Annotated in this window: 18 protein-coding genes; 11 read left to right on the forward strand and 7 right to left on the reverse strand. The window is 68.4% G+C overall.

The annotated features are described in order from the left end of the window. Positions 1–10: 10 nt before the first annotated feature. Complete coding sequence (locus tag VXD91_RS14465) at positions 11–1,324, reverse strand: DUF1800 domain-containing protein (RefSeq protein ID WP_346415736.1); 1,314 nt, start codon at positions 1,322–1,324, stop codon at positions 11–13. 124 nt (positions 1,325–1,448) lie between these two features. Next, positions 1,449–2,150: an IclR family transcriptional regulator gene (locus tag VXD91_RS14470; RefSeq protein WP_029105769.1), complete on the reverse strand. Its 702-nt coding sequence runs from the start codon at positions 2,148–2,150 to the stop codon at positions 1,449–1,451. Between the two features lie 75 nt (positions 2,151–2,225). Between VXD91_RS14470 and leuC the strand changes: the two genes are divergently transcribed. The 3 genes from leuC (at position 2,226) to VXD91_RS14485 (ending at position 5,143) form a co-directional block, all read left to right on the forward strand. Continuing rightward, the gene (gene leuC / locus VXD91_RS14475) at positions 2,226–3,650 is read left to right on the forward strand and encodes a 3-isopropylmalate dehydratase large subunit (RefSeq protein WP_346415737.1); all 1,425 of its coding nucleotides are present in this window, start codon (positions 2,226–2,228) and stop codon (positions 3,648–3,650) included. 12 nt (positions 3,651–3,662) lie between these two features. Then, the gene (gene leuD, locus VXD91_RS14480) at positions 3,663–4,256 is read left to right on the forward strand and encodes a 3-isopropylmalate dehydratase small subunit (protein WP_064860460.1); all 594 of its coding nucleotides are present in this window, start codon (positions 3,663–3,665) and stop codon (positions 4,254–4,256) included. 248 nt (positions 4,257–4,504) lie between these two features. After that, positions 4,505–5,143: an HU family DNA-binding protein gene (locus tag VXD91_RS14485; RefSeq protein WP_346415738.1), complete on the forward strand. Its 639-nt coding sequence runs from the start codon at positions 4,505–4,507 to the stop codon at positions 5,141–5,143. A gap of 71 nt (positions 5,144–5,214) precedes the next feature. Here the strand turns inward: VXD91_RS14485 and VXD91_RS14490 are convergent, their stop codons facing one another. The 3 genes from VXD91_RS14490 to cofC all read right to left on the reverse strand — a co-directional run bounded on the left by VXD91_RS14490 (position 5,215) and on the right by cofC (position 9,096). Then, on the reverse strand, positions 5,215–6,144 hold the full coding sequence (locus VXD91_RS14490; protein ID WP_346415739.1) for an NUDIX hydrolase: 930 nt from the start codon (positions 6,142–6,144) through the stop codon (positions 5,215–5,217). A gap of 62 nt (positions 6,145–6,206) precedes the next feature. Continuing rightward, the gene (locus VXD91_RS14495) at positions 6,207–8,384 is read right to left on the reverse strand and encodes an RNA degradosome polyphosphate kinase (protein WP_226521565.1); all 2,178 of its coding nucleotides are present in this window, start codon (positions 8,382–8,384) and stop codon (positions 6,207–6,209) included. 46 nt (positions 8,385–8,430) lie between these two features. Next, positions 8,431–9,096 carry a 2-phospho-L-lactate guanylyltransferase gene (gene cofC, locus VXD91_RS14500; RefSeq protein ID WP_226521566.1) on the reverse strand — a complete coding sequence of 222 codons (666 nt, stop codon included), beginning with the start codon at positions 9,094–9,096 and terminating at the stop codon, positions 8,431–8,433. Between the two features lie 34 nt (positions 9,097–9,130). On the opposite strand from cofC, the gene VXD91_RS14505 reads away from it, so the two are divergent. From VXD91_RS14505 to VXD91_RS14515, 3 genes are read left to right on the forward strand one after another with little or no spacing between them, the layout of a single operon-like run. Beyond that, positions 9,131–10,129 carry an NAD(P)H-dependent glycerol-3-phosphate dehydrogenase gene (locus VXD91_RS14505; protein WP_174814031.1) on the forward strand — a complete coding sequence of 333 codons (999 nt, stop codon included), beginning with the start codon at positions 9,131–9,133 and terminating at the stop codon, positions 10,127–10,129. A gap of 4 nt (positions 10,130–10,133) precedes the next feature. Beyond that, complete coding sequence (locus tag VXD91_RS14510) at positions 10,134–11,237, forward strand: cystathionine gamma-lyase (RefSeq protein ID WP_060999587.1); 1,104 nt, start codon at positions 10,134–10,136, stop codon at positions 11,235–11,237. Between the two features lie 20 nt (positions 11,238–11,257). Next, positions 11,258–12,367 carry a D-alanine--D-alanine ligase family protein gene (locus VXD91_RS14515; protein WP_138248788.1) on the forward strand — a complete coding sequence of 370 codons (1,110 nt, stop codon included), beginning with the start codon at positions 11,258–11,260 and terminating at the stop codon, positions 12,365–12,367. Here VXD91_RS14515 and VXD91_RS14520 read toward each other — a convergent pair. Further along, on the reverse strand, positions 12,364–12,939 hold the full coding sequence (locus tag VXD91_RS14520) for a DUF3515 domain-containing protein (protein ID WP_138248789.1): 576 nt from the start codon (positions 12,937–12,939) through the stop codon (positions 12,364–12,366). The two genes, VXD91_RS14515 and VXD91_RS14520, sit on opposite strands and share 4 nt — an antisense overlap. A 69-nt stretch (positions 12,940–13,008) precedes the next feature. Here VXD91_RS14520 and VXD91_RS14525 point away from each other — a divergent pair, with 69 nt between their 5' ends. Next, positions 13,009–13,971, forward strand: a complete 963-nt coding sequence (locus VXD91_RS14525; RefSeq protein WP_346415741.1) for a thiamine-phosphate kinase — start codon at positions 13,009–13,011, stop codon at positions 13,969–13,971. A gap of 9 nt (positions 13,972–13,980) precedes the next feature. Further along, entirely contained in the window at positions 13,981–14,664 is a 684-nt protein-coding gene (locus VXD91_RS14530) for a uracil-DNA glycosylase (protein WP_346415742.1), read from the forward strand. A gap of 185 nt (positions 14,665–14,849) precedes the next feature. On the opposite strand, the gene rpmB is transcribed toward VXD91_RS14530, so the two are convergent. Then, positions 14,850–15,044 carry a 50S ribosomal protein L28 gene (gene rpmB, locus VXD91_RS14535; RefSeq protein WP_029105766.1) on the reverse strand — a complete coding sequence of 65 codons (195 nt, stop codon included), beginning with the start codon at positions 15,042–15,044 and terminating at the stop codon, positions 14,850–14,852. Between the two features lie 218 nt (positions 15,045–15,262). On the opposite strand from rpmB, the gene VXD91_RS14540 reads away from it, so the two are divergent. From VXD91_RS14540 to VXD91_RS14550, 3 genes are read left to right on the forward strand one after another with little or no spacing between them, the layout of a single operon-like run. Then, positions 15,263–16,951, forward strand: a complete 1,689-nt coding sequence (locus VXD91_RS14540; protein ID WP_226521572.1) for a DAK2 domain-containing protein — start codon at positions 15,263–15,265, stop codon at positions 16,949–16,951. A 2-nt stretch (positions 16,952–16,953) separates the two neighbouring features. Then, entirely contained in the window at positions 16,954–19,176 is a 2,223-nt protein-coding gene (gene recG, locus VXD91_RS14545; protein WP_226521573.1) for an ATP-dependent DNA helicase RecG, read from the forward strand. Continuing rightward, a complete protein-coding gene (locus VXD91_RS14550; protein WP_226521574.1) occupies positions 19,173–19,880 on the forward strand; it encodes an HNH endonuclease family protein in 708 nt (235 codons plus the stop codon). Before recG ends, VXD91_RS14550 begins: the two co-directional genes overlap by 4 nt. Positions 19,881–20,183 lie beyond the last annotated feature (303 nt).

Genomic DNA, 20,183 nt, shown 5'->3' on the forward strand with positions numbered 1-20,183 from the left:
GGGAATCTCTTCAGGACGTCACGTACTCGGGGGTGATGACGGCCGCTGCCACCAGCCGGTGTGGATCGGAGACCAACGGTTTGAGCGCGGCTGCCGAGCGATCCGACCAGGCGCCGATGCCGAACAGATAACCGACACCGTCGATCCGCTCGCTCGATGCCATCTGCTCGACGGCGCTGATGTCGCTGAGCGCCAGCAGCCGGTTGGCGGCCCAGACCCGTGCTGCCGCACTGTTGGTCGACAACCAGAGTTGGCCGCGGGGCCAGCCGCCCACATCCGGTGGATAGAAGGGACGCTGACCCATCACCCGGAGCACCTGGTCGAGGTCGGCGAGGACGTGCTCGTCGTCGAGGGGAACCGCGAGCGACCGGACGATCCCCATCAGCCATTCCACCGGGGTGCTGACGACGGTGCCGGCGGCCTTGGTGAATTCGGGATCGAGTACGACGGCCTTGGTGAGCGCCTTGAGGTCCCGGTTCGGTCCGTAGGCGGCGACCAGACGGCTCACGGTGTCGGGGGCGGCCGGCTGATCCGAAGCCAACAGGCGCCACAGGGTTCCGGCGACGAACGCGGCGGATGCGGGCTGACGCAGCACGATGTTGCAGAAGTCGGTGTCGGTGAGGTTGCCGGTGACACCGAGCACGGTCTTGATGGACTCGTCGTGATGTTCGGCGTAGATGACCGTGCTGCCGTCAGGCTTCAGGTGCCGCCCGGTGAGGGTCTTGGCGCCCTCTTTGACGTCGATCTCGGTGTAGCCGTTGGCATGTCCCATCGTGAAGAGCTCCATGAACTCCCGGGACAAGTTCTCGTTGGGCGCCGCGGCGGTGTTCACGTCACCGTCCAGCCAGTGCAGCATCGCACCGTCCGTGAGCATGGCCCACGCGAGGCTGCCGAAGTCGCCGAGCTTGAGGGTGCGGAGCTTCTCGTTCTGCTCGCCCATCAACTGCGCGGCGTTGACCTTCTCGGCCGAAGTCGCAAAGTGGTTGTGCCACAACAACGTCAGCTTCTCGTGGATGGGCTGCTGCACGGCGGCCATGCGGCGCAACCACCACCCCGACAGTTCCTGCATGCGCGCCACGAGTTCCTGGCCGAATGCGGCGATCTCGGTGGCGGAGGCGCCCGACGGTGGGTACTGCGGGATGGCGGACTTCGGCATCGGGGTCGCGACGGCACCCGGGTCGGCGTTCGGATCGAGGCTCAGCGCCCAATCGAGATACCCCGACCAGTCCTGTTTGACGACAGCGTCCACCTGGGCTCCGGTGGTTCCGAAGCCGGTGCGGCGCAGCATCCGTGCGGTTGCCAGCCACTGCGGTGGCTGCGACACGATGAAACCTACTTTCCTACAGCGGTACGTCCCCGCCGGCGCTGCCGGGGTCACTTAGGAACTTAGGTGATCGGCGCCACCGTCGTCACCGTATGCGGCGTATTCAAAGGTTTGCTGGTTCGTCTCACAGGCGGCGGGTGAGCGCTTCGGCCGCCGCCAGCAGATCGCTCGCCCAGCGGACGCCGGGGCGCCGGCCCATCCGGTCGATCGGGCCCGAGACCGACACCGCCGCGATCACCGCGCCGCGGTTGTCCCGCACCGGCGCCGAGACGCTGGCCACGCCGGGCTCACGTTCGGCGGCGCTCTGTGCCCAACCGCGACGGCGGACCTCGGCCAGGACCCGGTCGGTGAACTTCGCCGTCGGCAGCACCGCCTGCTGGGTTGCGGGATCGCTGTACGCCAGCAGGACTTTGGCGCCGGAGCCGGCGGTCATGGGCAGGCGGCTGCCGACCGGCACGGTGTCGCGCAGGCCGGATGGCGGCTCGAGCGCCATGACGCACACCCGGGCCATGCCTTCCCGGCGATAGAGCTGCACGCTCTCGCCGGTGATCTCGCGTAGTCGGGGGAGCACCGCGCCCGCCGCGCTCAGCAGCGGATCGTTGACCTGCCCGGCCAGTTCGGTCAGTGCCGGGCCGAGCCGCCACCGTCCTTCGTTGTCGCGGGCCAGAAGTCGATGGACCTCCAGGCCAGCGGCCAGTCGGTGGGCGGTCGCCCGGGGCAGCCCGGTGCGGGTGCACAGTTCGGCCAGTCCACACGGTGACTCTGCCACTGAATGCAGCACACCCACCGCTTTGTCGAGGACGCCGATGCCGCTATCCTGTCTCACAGGGAGATACTAACGTCTCGCATTGTGAGATGGTAGGCCAGCCCTCCCGGGTATCGCGGAAGGAACTGCACAGTCATGACGAACAAGCCACGCACCATGGCGGAGAAGGTCTGGGCGGACCATGTGGTGGTCGAAGGTGCCGGCGAAGGCGCCGCCCGCGAACCCGATCTCATCTATATAGATCTGCATCTGGTGCACGAGGTCACCAGCCCGCAGGCATTCGACGGTCTGCGGCTGGCCGGCCGTCCCGTGCATCGCCCGGACCTCACCATCGCGACCGAGGACCACAACGTCCCCACCATCGACATCGACAAGCCGATCGCCGATCCGGTGTCACGCACTCAGGTCGAGACACTCCGACGCAACTGTGCGGAGTTCGGCATCCGCCTGCACCCGATGGGTGATGCGCAGCAGGGCATCGTGCACATCATCGGACCGCAGCTGGGTCTGACCCAGCCCGGCATGACGGTGGTGTGCGGTGACAGTCACACCTCGACCCACGGCGCCTTCGGCGCGATCGCGATGGGCATCGGCACCTCCGAGGTCGAGCATGTGCTGGCGACCCAGACGTTGCCGCTCAAGCCGTTCAAGACCATGGCGGTCAACGTCGACGGCGAACTGCCGCCCGGCGTCAGTGCCAAGGACATCATTCTCGCGGTGATCGCCAAGATCGGTACCGGCGGTGGTCAGGGTCACGTCATCGAATACCGCGGCAGCGCCATCGAATCGCTGTCGATGGAAGGCCGCATGACGATCTGCAACATGAGCATCGAAGCGGGTGCCCGGGCCGGCATGGTGGCGCCCGACGAGACGACGTTCGAGTTCCTCAAGGGCCGTCCGCATGCGCCGCAAGGGGCGGACTGGGACGAGGCCGTCGCGGCGTGGACGGCGTTACGTACTGACGAGGGTGCCGAATTCGACACCGAGGTGCACATCGACGCGGCCGGCCTGAGCCCGTTCGTCACCTGGGGCACCAACCCCGGACAGGGAGTGCCGCTGTCCGCGAATGTCCCTGACCCAGAACAGATGTTCGATGAAGGCGACCGGCTGGCCGCCGAAAAGGCGTTGGCCTACATGGACCTTCGGGCCAATATGCCCATGCGGGACATCGCGGTGGACACCGTGTTCGTCGGTTCCTGCACCAACGGCCGGATCGAGGATCTGCGCGTGGTGGCCGACGTGCTGCGCGGCCGCAAGGTCGCCGACGGCGTGCGGATGCTGGTGGTGCCCGGGTCGATGGCGGTGCGCGCACAGGCCGAATCCGAGGGCCTGGGAGAGGTTTTCACCGCCGCGGGCGCCGAGTGGCGGCAGGCCGGCTGCTCGATGTGCCTGGGTATGAACCCCGATCAGCTGGCTCCGGGGGAGCGCAGCGCCTCGACATCCAACCGGAATTTCGAAGGCCGCCAAGGCAAGGGTGGCCGCACCCACCTGGTGTCTCCTGCCGTCGCCGCCGCCACCGCGGTGCGCGGAACCCTGTCCTCACCCGCCGATCTGAGCTAGGAGCGCACTGCCATGGAGGCTTTCCACACCCACACCGGAATCGGCGTTCCGCTGCGCCGGTCGAATGTCGACACCGACCAGATCATCCCGGCGGTGTACCTGAAGCGGGTCACCCGAACGGGTTTCGAGGACGGACTGTTCGCCGGCTGGCGCACCGATCCGTCGTTCATCCTCAACCTGCCGCCGTTCGACCGGGGCTCGGTTCTGGTGGCCGGCCCCGATTTCGGCACCGGCTCGTCGCGCGAACACGCGGTGTGGGCATTGATGGATTACGGATTCCGGGTCGTCATCTCGTCACGTTTCGCAGATATTTTTCGGGGAAATTCTGGCAAGGCCGGATTGCTCGCCGCGGAGGTCGCGCAGGACGATGTCGAGCTCCTCTGGAAGCTCATCGAGCAGAATCCGGGACTGGAAATCACTGTGAATCTTCAAGATCGGAATCTGACCGCGGGAACGGTCGTGCTGCCCTTCAAGATTGACGATTACACCGCGTGGCGGCTGCTCGAAGGTCTTGACGATATAGGCCTTACGCTGCGGAAACGCGACGAGATCGAAGCCTTCGAGCAGCGCCGGCCGAGCTACAAACCGCGCACTCTGCCGGCCTGAGGAAGGTGCTCCACAGGTCCCATCGGAGGGCCTGTGGAGCAATTTCGGCACTCGGGCGCAGCTCGAATCCCTGCCCCCGCAACCACGTTTCGAAACCTCTCAACCACCTCCCAAGTGGGCCAACCGGATTGCCGAATTCCGCGATAGCTATGCCCGAAACCGGGCGTGGCTCTTGGAAATCGGCGGGTACTGGGTTTACCGTGTGCATTAGTCGGTCCACCCAGGGCCACTGAAATCGGAGGTTTTGGATGAACAAAGCAGAACTCATCGATGCCCTGACAGAGAAGTTGGGCACCGATCGTCGTCAGGCCACCGCGGCCGTCGAGCACATCGTGGACACCATCGTCCGCGCCGTGCACAAGGGTGAGAGCGTCACCATCACCGGCTTCGGCGTCTTCGAGCAGCGTCGCCGCGCCGCCCGCGTCGCGCGCAACCCGCGCACCGGCGAGACCGTCAAGGTGAAGCCGACGTCCGTTCCGGCTTTCCGTCCGGGCGCTCAGTTCAAGGCCGTTGTCGCTGGCCAGCAGCGTCTTTCGGCTGACGGCCCCGCTGTGAAGCGCGGTGCCACCGCAGCTCCGGCCAAGCGCGGCGCTGCCAAGAAGGCGGCCCCGGCCAAGAAGGCCGCTCCGGCCAAGAAGGCCGCCGCCACCAAGGCTCCGGCCAAGAAGGCGGCTCCGGCCAAGAAGGCCGCTCCGGCGAAGAAGGCTGCGGCTCCGGCCAAGAAGGCCGCACCGGCCAAGAAGGCCGCTCCGGCGAAGAAGGCTGCGGCTCCGGCCAAGAAGGCCGCACCGGCCAAGAAGGCCGCACCGGCGAAGAAGGCTGCGGCTCCGGCCAAGAAGGCCGCACCGGCCAAGAAGGCCGCTCCCGCCAAGAAGGGCCGCCGCTAAGCCCTATCCGATAGGTCCGACTCGGACACGCCGTGGATCAACCGATCCACGGCGTGTCTGTGTGTGGAGCGTCAGCGCTTCGTCGGCAGTGGGCTGCCGATGTGATCCGCGGCGACGAGCGCGTCGCCGTGCAGTGACATCACCCACATGCTGCCCTTGCGATTACGCGACTTGTCGGGCCGGATGCCGCTGCGCTCGCACCACCACGAAATCAGGTCGGGGATCACCTTGCCCTGCGTGCAGATGACGGGGACCGTTTCGTCGTCGGCTTTTGCGGCGATCTTCAGCACCCGCTTGCGGGCGGCGTCGGCGTTGGCCGCGAAAGCCTCTTCGGTCAGCGTCGGTTCATCCCGTACCCGGACACCGAGCTCTTGGGCCAGCGGTTCCACGGTTTGGTGGCACCGGGTCCGCGACGCCGCATGGACCTCGCCGGCACCGAAAGCGAGCAGTTGGCCGACAAGCGATTCCGCCTGTGCCCGGCCTTTCTTGTCGAGCGGCCGCAGCCGGTCGTCGCCTTTGTACCGGGCCTTGCGGCCTGCGGTCGCGTGCCGGACGATCAGCACGGTGCGGGTATCGGCGGGCCGACGGGTGAAGCGCCGCAGAACTTTTCGGTCATGCGGGTACTGCAGCCGGAGCATGGCCTCGGCCACCGGCAGCCAATCGAGCTTGTCGACCTCGGCATTGGGACTGAACCCGCCGCCGGTGGTGCGGGCCGCCCAGTAGCGGACCTTCTTGGTCCCGTACTCCAGCGGATAGCTGACCGAGGCCAGCCGGCGGCCAAGCACCGACTCGTAACCGGTCTCTTCCAGGATCTCCCGCACGGCGGTAACCGGTTCGGTCTCACCGGGATCCACCTTGCCCTTGGGCAGTGACCAGTCGTCGTAGCGCGGTCGATGGACGACGGCGATCAGTGGCGCTCCGGACTCGCCGGGGCGCCACAGCACCGCCCCGGCTGCCAGCACCGGCGTCGCGCGGGTGTCGTGCGCCGTCTTGTTCGGCACCTGTGCTCCTGGATGTGGTTGTCGGGATCAGGTTTTCGCGGTGCGTTGTGGTCGGGCGAAAACTACGGTGTGCGGTGCCGCTCCATGATCGACACCTGGTGATCCCGGACCTTCTCGCCTTCGCGCGGCAGCGCGGTCCAGTGTCCGTCCGGACCCAGCTCCCAGCAGCGGGTGGCCGGATCCATCGCGGAATCGAACACCCCGCTCAGCTCCTCGGTCAGTCTCGGGTCCTTCACCTGCGCCATCACCTCGACGCGACGGTCGAGATTACGATGCATCATGTCGGCGCTGCCGATCCAGAATTCATTGATGGCGTTGAAGTGAATAACCCGTGAATGTTCAAGGAAGCGGCCGAGAATCGAGCGCACGACGATGTTCTCGGAGAATCCCTCGGCGCCCGGACGCAGCGCGCAGATACCCCGCACCACGACCTCGACCCGCACCCCGGCCTGCGACGCCCGGTACAGCGCATCGATGACCTGTTCGTCGACCAGGGCGTTCATCTTCATCCGGATACGGCCGTCACCACCGGCCCGCTTGGCCTCGATCTCGCGCTCGATGCGCTCGATGATGCCGCGCCGCACGCTGTGCGGAGCGACCAGCAGGTTGCGGTACGACACCTTGCGGGAGTAGCCGGTCAACGAGTTGAACAGGTCGGTGAGGTCGGCGCCGATCTCCGGCGAGGCCGTCAGCAGGCCGACGTCTTCGTACAGGCGCGCGGTTTTCGGGTTGTAGTTGCCCGTGCCCACATGGCAGTACCGGCGGATGGTCGAACCTTCACGACGCACCACCAACGCCGTCTTGCAGTGGGTCTTGAGCCCGATGAGCCCGTACACCACGTGCACGCCCGCCTGCTCCAGCTGTCGTGCCCACTTGATGTTGGCCTGCTCGTCGAACCGGGCCTTGATCTCCACCAGCGCCACCACCTGCTTGCCGGCCTCGGCGGCATCGATCAGCGCGTTGACGATAGGGGAGTCACCCGAGGTGCGGTACAGCGTCTGCTTGATGGCCAACACATTCGGATCGGCGGCGGCCTGCTCGATGAACCGCTGCACCGTGGTGGAGAACGAGTCGTACGGGTGGTGCACCAGGACGTCGCCGTCGCGCAGCGTGGAGAAAATGCTCTTCGGGGTCTCGCGCTCGCCGAACGCCGGCGGAGTGGCCGGCACGAACGGCCGGTCCTTCAGATCGGGGCGGTCGACGCCGTAGATCTGCCACAGTGACGAAAGGTCCAGCAGTCCAGGCACTTCGATCACGTCGCCCGGGTGCACGTCGAGCTCGCGCAGCAGCAGGTCGAGCATGTTCTCGGTCATGTCGGTGGCGACTTCGAGCCGCACCGGCGAGCCGAACCGGCGGCGCGCCAACTCGCGTTCCAGCGCCTGCAGCAGATCCTCGTCGCGGTCCTCTTCGACTTCGAAGTCGGCGTTGCGCGTGATCCGGAATGCGTGATGTTCGACGATGTCCAGCCCGGGGAACAGCACCGGCAGGAATGCGGCGATGAGTTCTTCCATCGGCAGGAACCGCACGCGCGACTTCACGCCGTCGGCCGTCGTCCCCGGTTCGGGCAGTTCCACGAACCGATCGACGTTGTCCGGCACTTTGATTCGGGCGAAGTGCTGCGTGCCGTCCTCGGGATTGCGCACGGTGATGGCGAGGTTGATGCTCAGGCCACTCACGAAGGGAAAGGGGTGTGCGGGGTCGACGGCCAGCGGCGTCAGCACCGGGAACACCTGATCGTGGAAATACGTGGACAGCTTGGACTGCTCGTGCTCGTCCAGCTCGCTCCAGTTGACGATCGTGATGCCCTGCTCGGCGAGTGCCGGACGCACCACCTCGCCGAACACGGTGGCGTGCCGCGTCGAGATCTGCTGGGTGCGTTCACCGATCCGGCGCAGCTGTTCGCGCGGCGACAGCCCGTCTGCCGACCGGACCGACAGGCCGGTCTCGTCGCGGCGCTTCAGTCCCGCGACCCTGACCATGTAGAACTCATCGAGATTCGAGGCGAAGATCGCGAGGAACTTGGCCTGCTCCAACAGCGGCAGCGACCGGTCGGCGGCGAGCGCCAACACCCGGGCATTGAAGTCCAGCCAGCTCAGCTCGCGGTTGAGGTACCGGTCGTCGGGCAGCGCGCCGTCCGTCGGATCCGCGGTGGCAGCGGGCAGTGTCTCCGGGTCCGAGTCGACGGGTGTGCGGTCGGTGTGTGCTGATCGGGTGTCGGCTTCGGTCACCCCGACGATCATTCCCTATCTGCTGAGTCCAAGCCACATGGTTGGTGAACGCCGATGGTCAGCCGACGATCCGTGTCGTGGCCGGGCCGACACCCAGCCGGCGCGCCGTCTCCAGGTCGTCCGGGGTATCGATGTCGCAGCGCAGCCCCGGCCATTCACCCGACAGTTCCACCGCGCCCGAATCGGCATGGCGCCGTGCGGAATCGGCCCCGAACTCGGGAACCAGTGGGGCACCGAAGGCGAACAGCGCCGCGGTGCCCGTGCGGTGCCGGTCGGCGATGAAGCTGCGGGCATGCCGACTGGCGCCGGCGATAGCGTCGGCCAGTTCCGCGGTGCGCAGCGCAGGCAGGTCACCTTGCAACACCGCGATGTTCGTCACCCGGTCCCGCAGGGCGCGCTCGGTGGCGGCGAGTGCGTGATTCAACGGATCGGGGTGGCCGGCCGGCGTGGGGTCCAGCAGCACGCCGGCACCGAGTTCGCGCACCGCGGCGGCGGCGGCCGGGTCGGGGGTGACGACAGTCACCGAGCCGACGGCCGGCACCGCCAGGGCCGCGGTGATGGTGTCGAGCAGCATCGCGAGCACCACCTGCTCACGCAGATCACCGGCGAAAACCGGGGCCAGTCGGGTCTTGGCCGCAGCCAGCCGTTTCACCGCGATGATCAACCCGACACCGGCGCCACCGGCGGCCGTCTGCACCCTCGGGTCGCCACTCATGACCGCCATACTGCCAAAGGGGCGGCGGGGCTACTGTTGACGCGTGGTGGAGGCAGCGGTGATGGGTGCCGGCGCGTGGGGGACGGCACTGGCGAAAGTCCTGGCGGACGCGGGCAACAATGTGACGTTGTGGGCGCGCAGCGCGGAAGTGGCGCGCGAGATCAACGAGACTCACCGAAATTCGAAATACCTGGGTGACCGGACGCTTCCGGCGTCCATCAAGGCGACAGCGGATCCCGCCGAGGCGCTGACGGGCGCCTGCACCGTGCTGCTGGCGGTGCCGTCCCAGACGCTGCGCACCAATCTGACCGCCTGGACCGGATATCTCGGTGACGACACCACGCTGGTCAGCGTGGCCAAGGGCATCGAACTCGACAACCTGTTGCGTATGAGCCAGGTCATCGTCCAGGTCACAGGTGCCGATCCGAGCCGGGTCGCCGTCCTCAGCGGACCCAATCTGGCCAGTGAAGTCGTCGACGAGCAGCCGGCCGCCACGCTCATCGCGTGCACCGATTCGGGACGCGCGGTCGCGTTGCAGCGTGCCTTCGCCACCGGCTACTTCCGGCCGTACACCAGCGCCGACGTGATCGGCGCCGAAGTGGGCGGGGCGTGCAAGAACGTCATCGCGCTGGCCTGCGGGATGGCGGCGGGCGCCGGGTTCGGCGAGAACACGGCCGCCGCGATCATCACCCGCGGGCTGGCCGAGATCATGCGATTGGGAATCGCGCTCGGCGCCAAGGGCGTAACGCTGGCCGGGCTGGCCGGCGTCGGTGATCTGGTCGCCACCTGCACCTCGCCGCAGTCCCGCAACCGCAGCTTCGGTGAGCGCCTGGCGCGCGGCGGCACCATGGAGTCGGCGACGGCCGCGGCCAGCGGCAAGGTCGCCGAGGGCGTCACGTCCTGCCAGTCGGTGCTCGCGCTGGCCGAGAGTTACGACGTCGAGATGCCGCTCACCGACGCGGTGAACCGGGTGTGCCACAAGGGATTGTCGGTGGACCAGGCGTTCGCGTTGTTGCTCGGCCGCAGCACCAAGCCGGAGTAGCGCCGTGGACGGCCAGCTCGGCGACTCGACCCGTAGCGTCAAAGCGACTGCGTCGCAACGCGTTCCAGGGCTGCCGGTGGCGCCGCCCCCGGTTCCGGTGGCGGCGTACCACCTGTCCGACGATGAATCGGACGGTCTGGACTTCTACGGCCGCAACTCCAATCCGGCCTGGCGTCAACTGGAATCGGCACTGGCCGAACTGGAGGGCGCCACCTCGGCGCTGACGTTCTCCTCGGGGATGGCCGCCATCTCGTCCGCGCTGCGGGTGCTGGCAACCCCCGGAACCACCCTGGTGGTCCCCGCTGACGGCTACTACCAGGTGCGCCGATACGCGGCCGAGCATCTCGCGGCCCGCGGCGTCACGGTGATCGAGGCGACCGCCGCGCAGATGTACGACGCCGCCGCGGGCGCCGACGTCGTCCTCGCCGAGTCGCCGGTCAACCCGACGCTGGATGTCGTCGACCTGCACCGGTTGTCCACGATCTGCCGCTCGCGCGGCGCGACCCTCATGGTGGACAACACCGCCGCGACCCCGCTGGGGCAGCGGCCGCTGTCGCTCGGCGCGGATCTGGTGGTGGCCAGCGCGACGAAGGGGCTGTCCGGGCACAGCGACCTGCTGGCCGGCTACGTCGCCGGGTGCCACCGCGAACTCATGGCCGCCATCGAACGGGACCGCCTGTTGGCCGGCGCGATCCTCGGCCACTTCGAGGCCTGGCTGGCGCTGCGCAGCCTCGGCACCGCCGGTCTGCGGTTCGAGCGGCAGTGCGGCAACGCGCTCGCGCTGGCGATGACGCTCGACGCCCACCCCGCCGTGCGGACCGTGCGTTATCCGGGCCTACCGACCGACCCGGCGCACCCCGTCGCCCGCGATCAGATGCGACGTTTCGGCGGCCTGGTCGCGATCGAGCTGGCCGACGCCGCTGCCGTCCGGGAGCTGGTGAACCGCAGTCAGCTGCTGGTCGCCGCGACCAGTTTCGGCGGTATCCACACCTCGGTCGACAGGCGCGCACGCTGGGGCGATGCGGTAGAGCCGGGCTTTGCGCGGATATCGCTCGGGATCGAGGACACCGATGACCTACTGGCCGACATCACGGGTGCGCTGGGGTAGCCAGGTAGCCTCTCCAGATTGTGACTGCCCCTCAATCCTCAGCAGCCGCCGGCCGTACCCGGGTCGCCGTCGTTTACGGCGGACGCAGCTCAGAGCACGCCATCTCCTGTGTTTCGGCCGGGAGCATCCTGCGCAACCTGGACCCGGCCCGCTACGAGGTCGTCGCCGTCGGCATCACCCCGGAGGGTTCCTGGGTGCTGGGCGACGGTCGTCCGGAGACCCTCGCCATCACCGACGGCCAGCTGCCGGGTGTCACCGAGGCGTCCGGAACCGCGCTGACGCTGGCCGCCGACCCGAACCGCCGCGGTGAACTGCTGTCGCTGCAGGACGGCGTCGCACAGGTGCTGACCGCGGTCGACGTCGTCTTCCCGGTGCTGCACGGCCCGTACGGCGAGGACGGCACCATCCAGGGCCTGCTGGAACTGGCCGGTGTGCCGTACGTCGGTGCGGGTGTGCTGGCCAGCGCGGCCGGGATGGACAAGGAATTCACCAAGAAGCTGCTGGCGGCCGACGGTCTGCCGATCGGCGACCAGGTGGTGCTGCGGCCGCGCGACGTGACGCTGAGCCTCGACGACCGGGAACGTCTGGGTCTGCCGGTGTTCGTGAAGCCGGCTCGCGGCGGATCGTCCATCGGCGTCAGTCGTGTCACGTCGTGGGACGAGCTGGATCAGGCCATCGCTTATGCGCGCCAACATGATCCGAAGGTGATCGTCGAAGCCGCGATGCCGGGCCGCGAAGTGGAATGCGGGGTTCTGGAGTACCCGGACGGCCGTGTCGCGGCCAGTGAGCTGGGTGAGATTCGCGTGGGTGGCGGGTTCTACGACTTCGCCACCAAGTACCTCGAGGACGCCGCCGAACTCGACGTGCCCGCCAAGGTCGACGACGAAACCGCCGACGAGATCAGGCAGTTGGCCATCCGGGCGTTCAAAGCGCTGGACTGCCAGGGCCTGGCCCGCGTCGACTTCTTCCTCACCGAGAACGGGCCGGTGATCAACGAGATCAACACCATGCCCGGCTTCACCACCATCTCGATGTACCCGCAGATGTGGGCGGCCAGTGGTGTCGACTACGCCACGCTGCTCAGTGTCATGGTGGACACCGCGGTCGGGCGGGGGACCGGTCTGCGCTAGCGGGCCGGTGCCGGGTCCAGCGGCCGGGGCGGCATCACCTTTTCGATGAGCTCGGAGATGGTCTGGATCGGTGTCGGACCGGAGCCCTGCGGCAGCGTCAGCGCGACGTAGGTGGCCTGCGCCCCGTGGTCGACGGCGTACCAGGTGCTGGCCGAGGGGCCGCTGGCTTCGAACCACGACACCGCATTCACCATCTGCAGCGGTGCGCCGACCACGAAATCGTCGGGCCGCTCGACACCGCAGCGCAGCACCACCGTGTCGATGCCGGTCGGGCCCAGCCACGCGGCGGCGCCGGGCGGGGCGGGGTCCGCGAGCGTCGCCCGCCGGAAATCGCCCATGGCGTCGGGCAGCGCCGCGAGGAGTGCCCGGCACTGGTCGCTGTCGGCCTGCGGTGCCGGCGCGCCGGCGAGCAGGAGCGCAACGGGCTTGTCCGCAGGCGCCTGCCGCAGTGCCGCATAGGCGAGCAGACCGACGATCGCGGCGACCGCCACGACGACGGCCGCGATGATGGCGCCGCGGGGCGGCCCATCCGGATCGCCGGCCAGAGCGCTGTGGTCGCCGGGTTCGGTCATGACGGCAACTCTAGAGCGCCCGTCGCCCCGGGCGGCCGACGGCGGTCGTGCGCCATAGACTCCACCACCATGAGCAGCGCGGAATCCGGGGAGACCCTGGCGGGGCTCGGCGAGTTCGCGGTGATCGGGCGGATTACCGCCCGCCGCACCCAGCCCGCCGAGGTCGTCGTCGGCCCGGGTGACGATGCCGCGCTGCTGACGGCCGCCGACGGCCGGGTCGTGGTGTCCACCGACATGCTGGTCGAGGGCCGACATTTCCGGCTGGACTGGTCCACGCCGCATGACGTGGGCCGCAAGGCAATTGCGCAGAATGCCGCGGATATCGAGGCCATGGGCGGCCGGGCCTACGCGTTCGTCGTCGGCTTCGGCGCGCCGGTCCATACCGAGGCCGCGGACGCGCAGCGGTTGTCCGACGGAATGTGGTCGGAGGCAACGAAATTCGGTGCCGGAATCGTGGGCGGCGATCTGGTGGCCGCGCCGCAGTGGGTCGTCTCGGTGACGGTGCTGGGTGACCTGGGCGGCCGCCCGCCCGTGCTGCTGTCCGGCGCGCAGCCGGGGGACACCGTCGCGGTGGTCGGTGACCTGGGCTGGTCGGGTGCCGGATATGCCTTGTGGCGCAAAGGTATCCACGAGTTCGACGAGTTGCGCCGTCGGCATCTGGTGCCGCACGTGGCGTACGGACAGGGGGCGGCCGCCGCGGCGGCGGGCGCGACCGCGTTGACGGACGTGTCCGACGGACTGGTCGCCGACCTCGGCCACCTCGCGTCGGCCTCCGGCGTCGCCGTCGACCTGTCCATGGCAGCGCTCGCGGCCGACGTGGCGACGCTGGCGCCGGCGGCCGCCATGGTCGGTGGCGACGCCCGTGACTGGGTGCTCGGCGGCGGTGAGGACCACGTGCTGGTCGGCACTTTCGGCGGCGCACTGCCCGCGGGGTGGCGGGCGATCGGAACCGTCGGGTCCGGAGAACCGCGCGTGACGGTCGACGGCGCGTCGTGGCATGGAGCCGGCGGATGGGAATCGTTCGGTCAGTAAGGTACTGGCGTGAGCGCCCGACCCCTGCACGACCTGATCGACCCCGGCTGGGCCGCGGCCCTGGCACCCGTCGCCCCGCAGATCACCGCGATGGGTGAATTCCTGCGCGCCGAGAACGCGGCCGGGCACGGCTATCTGCCGGCGGGGGAGAATGTGTTGCGCGCCTTCACCTTCCCCTTCGACGAGGTGCGGGTGCTGATCGTCGGCCAGGACCCCTATCCGACGCCCGGACATGCCGTCGGGCTGAGTTTCTCGGTGGCGCCCGACGTGCGGCCGCTGCCGCGCAGCCTGTCCAACATCTTCACCGAGTACACCGCGGACCTGGGTTACGAGCCGCCCAGTTGCGGCGACCTGAGCCCGTGGTCGAAGCAGGGCGTCATGATGCTGAACAGGGTGCTGACGGTCCGGCCGGGCAACCCCGCATCGCACCGTGGGAAAGGCTGGGAAGCGGTCACCGAATGCGCGATCAACGCCCTGATCGCGCGGCCGCAGCCGCTGGTGGCGGTGTTGTGGGGCCGCGACGCGCAGACCCTCAAGCCCATGCTCACCGGCGAACGCTGCGCGAGCATCGAATCGGTGCACCCGTCACCGCTGTCGGCGTCGCGCGGGTTCTTCGGGTCCCGGCCCTTCAGCCGGGCCAATGAGCTGCTGACGGGCCTGGGCGCGGAACCCATCGACTGGCGCCTGCCCTAGCCGCCTTCCCGCGAGCGGGCGTGTCTGCACGGCGACACGCCCATTTCGGCGTGCGGTTCGCGGCCGCTCACGCGCCTCGACATCGGGCTGAAGACACACGAAAGCGCTGCACGGGATTCGTGCAGCGCTTAGGTGTGAAGCTTTCAGTTGTCAGGCGGAATCGATCCGCCCGGCGGTAGCCGAAACTAGCCGCGGGTGACCTTGCCGGCCTTGAGGCAGGAGGTGCAGGCGTTGACGCGCTTGCGGTTGCCGCCCGGACGATCCACGGCACGCACGGTCTGGATGTTCGGATCCCAGCGGCGGTTGGTCCGACGGTGGGAGTGCGAGACGGACATACCGAAGCCCGGTCCCTTTCCGCAGATGTCGCACACGGCGGCCATGAAGAACTCCTCGAAAATCAGTACTTGGGGTCTGAGTCCGACGGCCACAGTGTTGTGCGGCGCGAACAGACAACCTGACCAGGATACCGGGCCGCCCGACGATCACCAAAATGGGTCTGATGGGCGGTGTGCCATGGGAGTTGGTCAGGAGATTTGTCGGGGCCTGTGGCTAGGCTGGCGGGGCACTGAGGGTCGAGGGCGGACGCGATGGAGGTCACATGTCAGCTGGCGTGGGTCGCACACCCCGTCCGCTCGATGGGATCGCGCTACGTGACTGGGCTCACACCGCGGTCCTGCACCTGATCGCCCACACTGACGAGATCAATCGGCTGAACGTCTATCCCGTCGCCGACTCCGACACCGGCACCAACATGTTGTTCACCATGCGCGCCGCCGCCGCCCAGGCCGACGAGGCCGTGAAGGCGGCGGGCAACGATGTGGTGGCGGTGTCGGCCGCGTTGTCGGCGGGGGCGCTGCACGGCGCCCGGGGCAACTCGGGCGTCATCCTGTCGCAGATCCTGCGCGGCGTGGCCGACGTGGTTGCCGAGGCCGCATTGCAGCGCGGCGAAGACAGGGAGTGCGGCGAGATCACGGCGCCGGAATTCACCGCCGCCCTGCACCACGCCCAGGTGCTGGCGGTGGCCTCGGTCGGGCAGACCGTGCCCGGGACCATCGTCTCGGTGCTGCAGGCGGCCGCGTTGGAGGCCGAGAAGCATGACGGGGTGACGGACCTCGCGACTGTCGCGGCGACGGTCGCGGACGCCGCGGCAGCCGCGCTCGAGCGCACCACCGACCAGCTCGACGTGCTCGCGGAAGCGGGCGTCGTCGACGCCGGTGGGCGCGGTCTGCTGGTCCTGCTCGACGCGCTGACCGCGACGCTGTCCGGCGGCTCGGCGCCCCGGCCCCAGTACCAGCCGGGGCACCCGCGGACGGAGCACGACCACGGCTCTCGCGATCACCATGACCATCACGAAATCAACGGCACACCACCACAATTCGAGGTGATGTACCTGCTGGGCGACTGCGCCGCCGACGACGTCGAGGTGTTGCGCGGACGCCTGCTGCGGCTCGGTGAATCGGTTGCCATCGCCGCCGCGAGCGCCGGTGCCCACTACAGCGTGCACGTGCACGCCGACGACGCCGGCGCCGTGATCGAGGCCGCCCTCGATCTGGGTACCGTCAGCAGGATTCAGGTCACCGCGCTGATCGGGGCCGCCGGGGCCCGGCCCTCCGGTGGCTGGAGCCGGGACCGCGCCGTGCTGGCGATCGTCGACGGCGACGGGGCGGGGGAGTTGTTCGGCGGCGAGGGTGCGCACGTGCTGCGGCCCGTCGACGGTCAGCCGGTCAGCGCGCAGCAGTTCCTCGCCGGGCTCGTCGGCACCGGCGCCGCCCAGATCATGGTGTTGCCCAACGGTTTTCTGGCCGCCGAGGAATTGGTGGCCGGCTGCGCCACGGCCATCAGCTGGGGCATGGACGTGGTGCCGGTGCCGGCCGGATCCATGGTGCAGGGATTGGCGGCACTGGCGGTGCACGACGCCAACCGGCAGGCCGTCGACGACGGTTACACCATGGCGCGCGCCGCCGCGGGCGCCCGGCACGGATCGGTGCGCATCGCCACCGAGGCGGCGCTGACCTGGGCCGGCCGGTGCCGTCCGGGTGACGGACTGGGCATCGCCGGTGACGAGGTGCTGATCGTCGGGCACGACCTGGTCAGTGCCGCGAGCGGGCTGATCGACCTGCTGCTGTCGTCGGGCGGAGAACTGGTGACGGTGCTGACCGGTGCGGGCGTCGACGCCGAAGTGGGGGCCGCGCTGGCCGAGCACGTGCGCCAGGAGCACCTGGCGGCCGAGTTGGTGACCTACCACACCGGTCACCGCGGCGACGCACTACTGATCGGGGTGGAGTAGCGGTGGTCGCGCTGACCGACTCCCTGGTGCACGTCCTGGGCGCGAAATCGGCTGCGCCGCTGGAAGAATTCTTCGGTATCCGCACCGTCAACGATCTGTTGCGGCACTATCCGCGCAAGTACAGCCAGGGCATGACGGTGCTCGGTGAAGACACCGAGCTACCGGAGGAAGGCGACCACGTCACGTTCGTCGACGTCATCACCAAGGCGGAGACGCGCTGGACCAACCGGGCACCCAAACGTGAATATCTGGTGGTCACCCTCGGCAATCGCAATCCGAAGGTCACCGCGACATTCTTCAACGCCAAGTTCCTCAAGAAATCGCTCGTCGAGGGCACCCGGGTGATGCTGTCGGGTGTCGTCGGATTCTATGGGCGCACAATGCAATTGACGCATCCCGCGCACCTGGTCCTCGGTTCCGCCGGCGGTCGCACGTTCGGGTCGCCGGCGCTGAAGAAGATCGCCGACGCCTCCGAGAAGATGCACGGCGAACTGCAGATGTCGGCGTTCGAGCGGGAGTTCTTCCCGATCTACTCGGCCTGCGCCAAGGTGCAGAGCTGGGACATCTACGCGTGCATCCTGCAGGTGCTCGCTGTGCTGGACCCGATATCCGACCCGCTGCCGGAATCCATCCGTGCGCAGCGGGGCCTGATCTCCGAGGACCAGGCGCTGCGCGACATTCACCTCGGCGAGCGCGAGGCGGACCGCGAACAGGCCAGGGAGCGGCTCACTTTCGACGAGGCCGCCGGGCTGCAATGGGCGCTGGCGGCCCGCCGGCACGGCACCCAATCGCAGTCCGGTCCGCCGGCGCCGCCCATCGACACCGGCCTCGCCGCCGCCCTGCGGGACCGGTTGCCGTTCGAATTGACGGCGGGTCAGCGGGACGTGCTCGAGGTGCTGTCGGCCGAGCTGTCCGAGTCCCGACCGATGAACCGGATGCTGCAGGGCGAGGTCGGCTCGGGCAAGACCATCGTCTCGCTGATCGCCATGCTGCAGATGGTCGACGCCGGATACCAGTGCGCATTGCTCGCTCCGACGGAAGTGCTTGCCGTGCAACATGCGCGGTCGGTTCGCGACGTGCTGGGGCCGCTGGCCATGGCGGGCCAGCTCGGTGCCCCCGACGATGCGACCTCGGTGGCGCTGCTCACCGGATCCATGACCGCACAACAGAAACGGCAGGTGCGCGAGGAGGTCTCGAGCGGGCGGGCCGGCATCGTCATCGGTACCCACGCCCTGCTGCAGGATGCCGTGGAGTTCGACCGGCTCGGCATGGTGGTGGTCGACGAACAGCACCGGTTCGGCGTGGAACAGCGAGATCGGTTGCGCGCCAAGGCTCCCGATGGTCTGACGCCGCACCTGCTGGTGATGACGGCCACCCCGATCCCGCGCACCGTCGCGCTGACCGTGTACGGGGATCTGGAGACCTCGACCATGCGGGAGCTGCCGCGGGGCCGGCAGCCGATCGACACCAAGACCATCTTCGTCACCCAGAAGCCGGCGTGGCTCGACCGGGCGTGGGCGCGCATCCGCGAAGAGGTCGACGCGGGTCGGCAGGCCTATGTGGTGGCCTCCCGGATCGACGAGAACGACAAAGCCGGCGAAGAGAAGAATCAGGCCGGTCCGCCGCCGGTGACGGTCGTCGAGCTCTACGACAAGCTGCGCGCCGGGCCGCTGAACGGCCTCAAGCTGGGCCTCATGCACGGACGGCTGCCGGGTGACGAGAAGGACGCCATCATGTCGGCCTTCCGGGCCGGGCAGATCGACGTCCTGGTGTGTACCACCGTCATCGAGGTCGGCGTCGATGTGCCCAACTCGACGGTCATGGTGGTGATGGACGCCGACCGCTTCGGCATCAGCCAGCTGCACCAGCTGCGGGGCCGCATCGGTCGTGGCTCACACGCCAGCCTGTGCCTGCTCGCGACGAAGCTGCCGGAGGGATCGAAGGCCGGTGCCCGGCTGCAGGCCGTGGCCGGCACCCTCGACGGTTTCGAACTGGCCGATCTCGACCTGCAGGAGCGTCGGGAGGGCGACGTGCTGGGCCTCAACCAGTCCGGGCGGGCCGGGCACCTGCGGTTCTTGTCGCTCGCCGACCACCAGGAAGTCATCGAATCGGCCCGCGCCTTCTGCCAGGCGGCCTACGCGCAGAATCCGGATGATCCGGGCATGTCCGCGCTCGCTGCCCAGTTCGTCGACACCGACCGCGTCGAGTACCTGGACAAGGCGTGAAACGCCTGCTGTGGCTGGTGGCGGCAGTGGTGCTGGCGGTGGTGGTCGCGATCCAGGTCGGCACGGCAGACGAACCGGCAGCGGTCGCCGATGGCATCGACGGTGCCGTCGTGCCGACCGTCGCTCCCGGTACCGACGTCCTGGCGGGCGTGGCCGTCATCCCGCGGCGCGTGCGCGACCCGAACTACCGGCGTGCGGCGTTCGGTGAGGCCTGGACCGACGACAATCCGGCGCCCGAGGGGCACAACGGCTGCGATACGCGCAACGACATCCTGAACCGGGATCTCACCGACAAGACTCTCGTGTCACTCAAACGCTGCCCGCAGGCGGTGAAGACCGGGGTACTGCGCGACCCCTACACCAACGACACCATCGCGTTCACGCGCGGCAACCAGATCGGCGCGGCGGTGCAGATCGACCACATCGTGCCGCTCGCGCTGGCCTGGGACCTCGGGGCCAGAGACTGGAACGACGAGCTTCGGCTCCGATTCGCCAATGACCCGGCGAATCTGCTCGCGGTGTCCGGGAAATCGAATCAGGACAAAGGCGACAAGCAGCCTTCGGATTGGATGCCGCCGAACCATGGCTTCTGGTGCCAGTACGCCGTGCAGTACATCGCGGTGTTGCGCGGCTATGGGCTTCCCGTGGACGCGCCTTCGGTACCCGTCCTGCGCGATGCCGCGGCTTCCTGCCCGACGAGCTAGGAGCCGTCGTCGTCAGTACACAGCGACTCGTCCGCGCATTTGTTGCCAGTCCGAATGATTCCGCACGAAAACAGCGAAGGTTTGTTTGCTGTCGCGCACCGATGTGGTGCAACCGCTAATTCGAGAGAGGTTGGCGCCAGATTGCGCAGATATTGGTTGCCGAGCTACCGCGTCTCGGCAACCAATATCTGCTCATAGGACCACGACGAAATGACCGAGAGCGGGGCGACTGAATTTCGGGTCGGAATGCCGTCAATTCAGCAATCGGTCAATAATTCGCCGCAGTCTGATGCCAAATTCGCT

The organism is Mycobacterium sp. SM3041, from assembly GCF_039668335.1.
In the GTDB taxonomy this organism is placed as follows: domain Bacteria; phylum Actinomycetota; class Actinomycetes; order Mycobacteriales; family Mycobacteriaceae; genus Mycobacterium.

Excerpts from the sequence above, each read along its gene's own strand:
- leuC (WP_346415737.1), top strand. The coding sequence starts at position 2,226 with ATGACGAACAAGCCACGCACCATGGCGGAGAAGGTCTGGGCGGACCAT.
- leuD (WP_064860460.1), top strand. The coding sequence starts at position 3,663 with ATGGAGGCTTTCCACACCCACACCGGAATCGGCGTTCCGCTGCGCCGG.
- VXD91_RS14485 (WP_346415738.1), top strand. The coding sequence starts at position 4,505 with ATGAACAAAGCAGAACTCATCGATGCCCTGACAGAGAAGTTGGGCACC.
- VXD91_RS14495 (WP_226521565.1), bottom strand. The coding sequence starts at position 8,384 with ATGATCGTCGGGGTGACCGAAGCCGACACCCGATCAGCACACACCGAC.
- cofC (WP_226521566.1), bottom strand. The coding sequence starts at position 9,096 with ATGGCGGTCATGAGTGGCGACCCGAGGGTGCAGACGGCCGCCGGTGGC.
- VXD91_RS14520 (WP_138248789.1), bottom strand. The coding sequence starts at position 12,939 with ATGACCGAACCCGGCGACCACAGCGCTCTGGCCGGCGATCCGGATGGG.
- VXD91_RS14525 (WP_346415741.1), top strand. The coding sequence starts at position 13,009 with ATGAGCAGCGCGGAATCCGGGGAGACCCTGGCGGGGCTCGGCGAGTTC.
- rpmB (WP_029105766.1), bottom strand. The coding sequence starts at position 15,044 with ATGGCCGCCGTGTGCGACATCTGCGGAAAGGGACCGGGCTTCGGTATG.
- VXD91_RS14540 (WP_226521572.1), top strand. The coding sequence starts at position 15,263 with ATGTCAGCTGGCGTGGGTCGCACACCCCGTCCGCTCGATGGGATCGCG.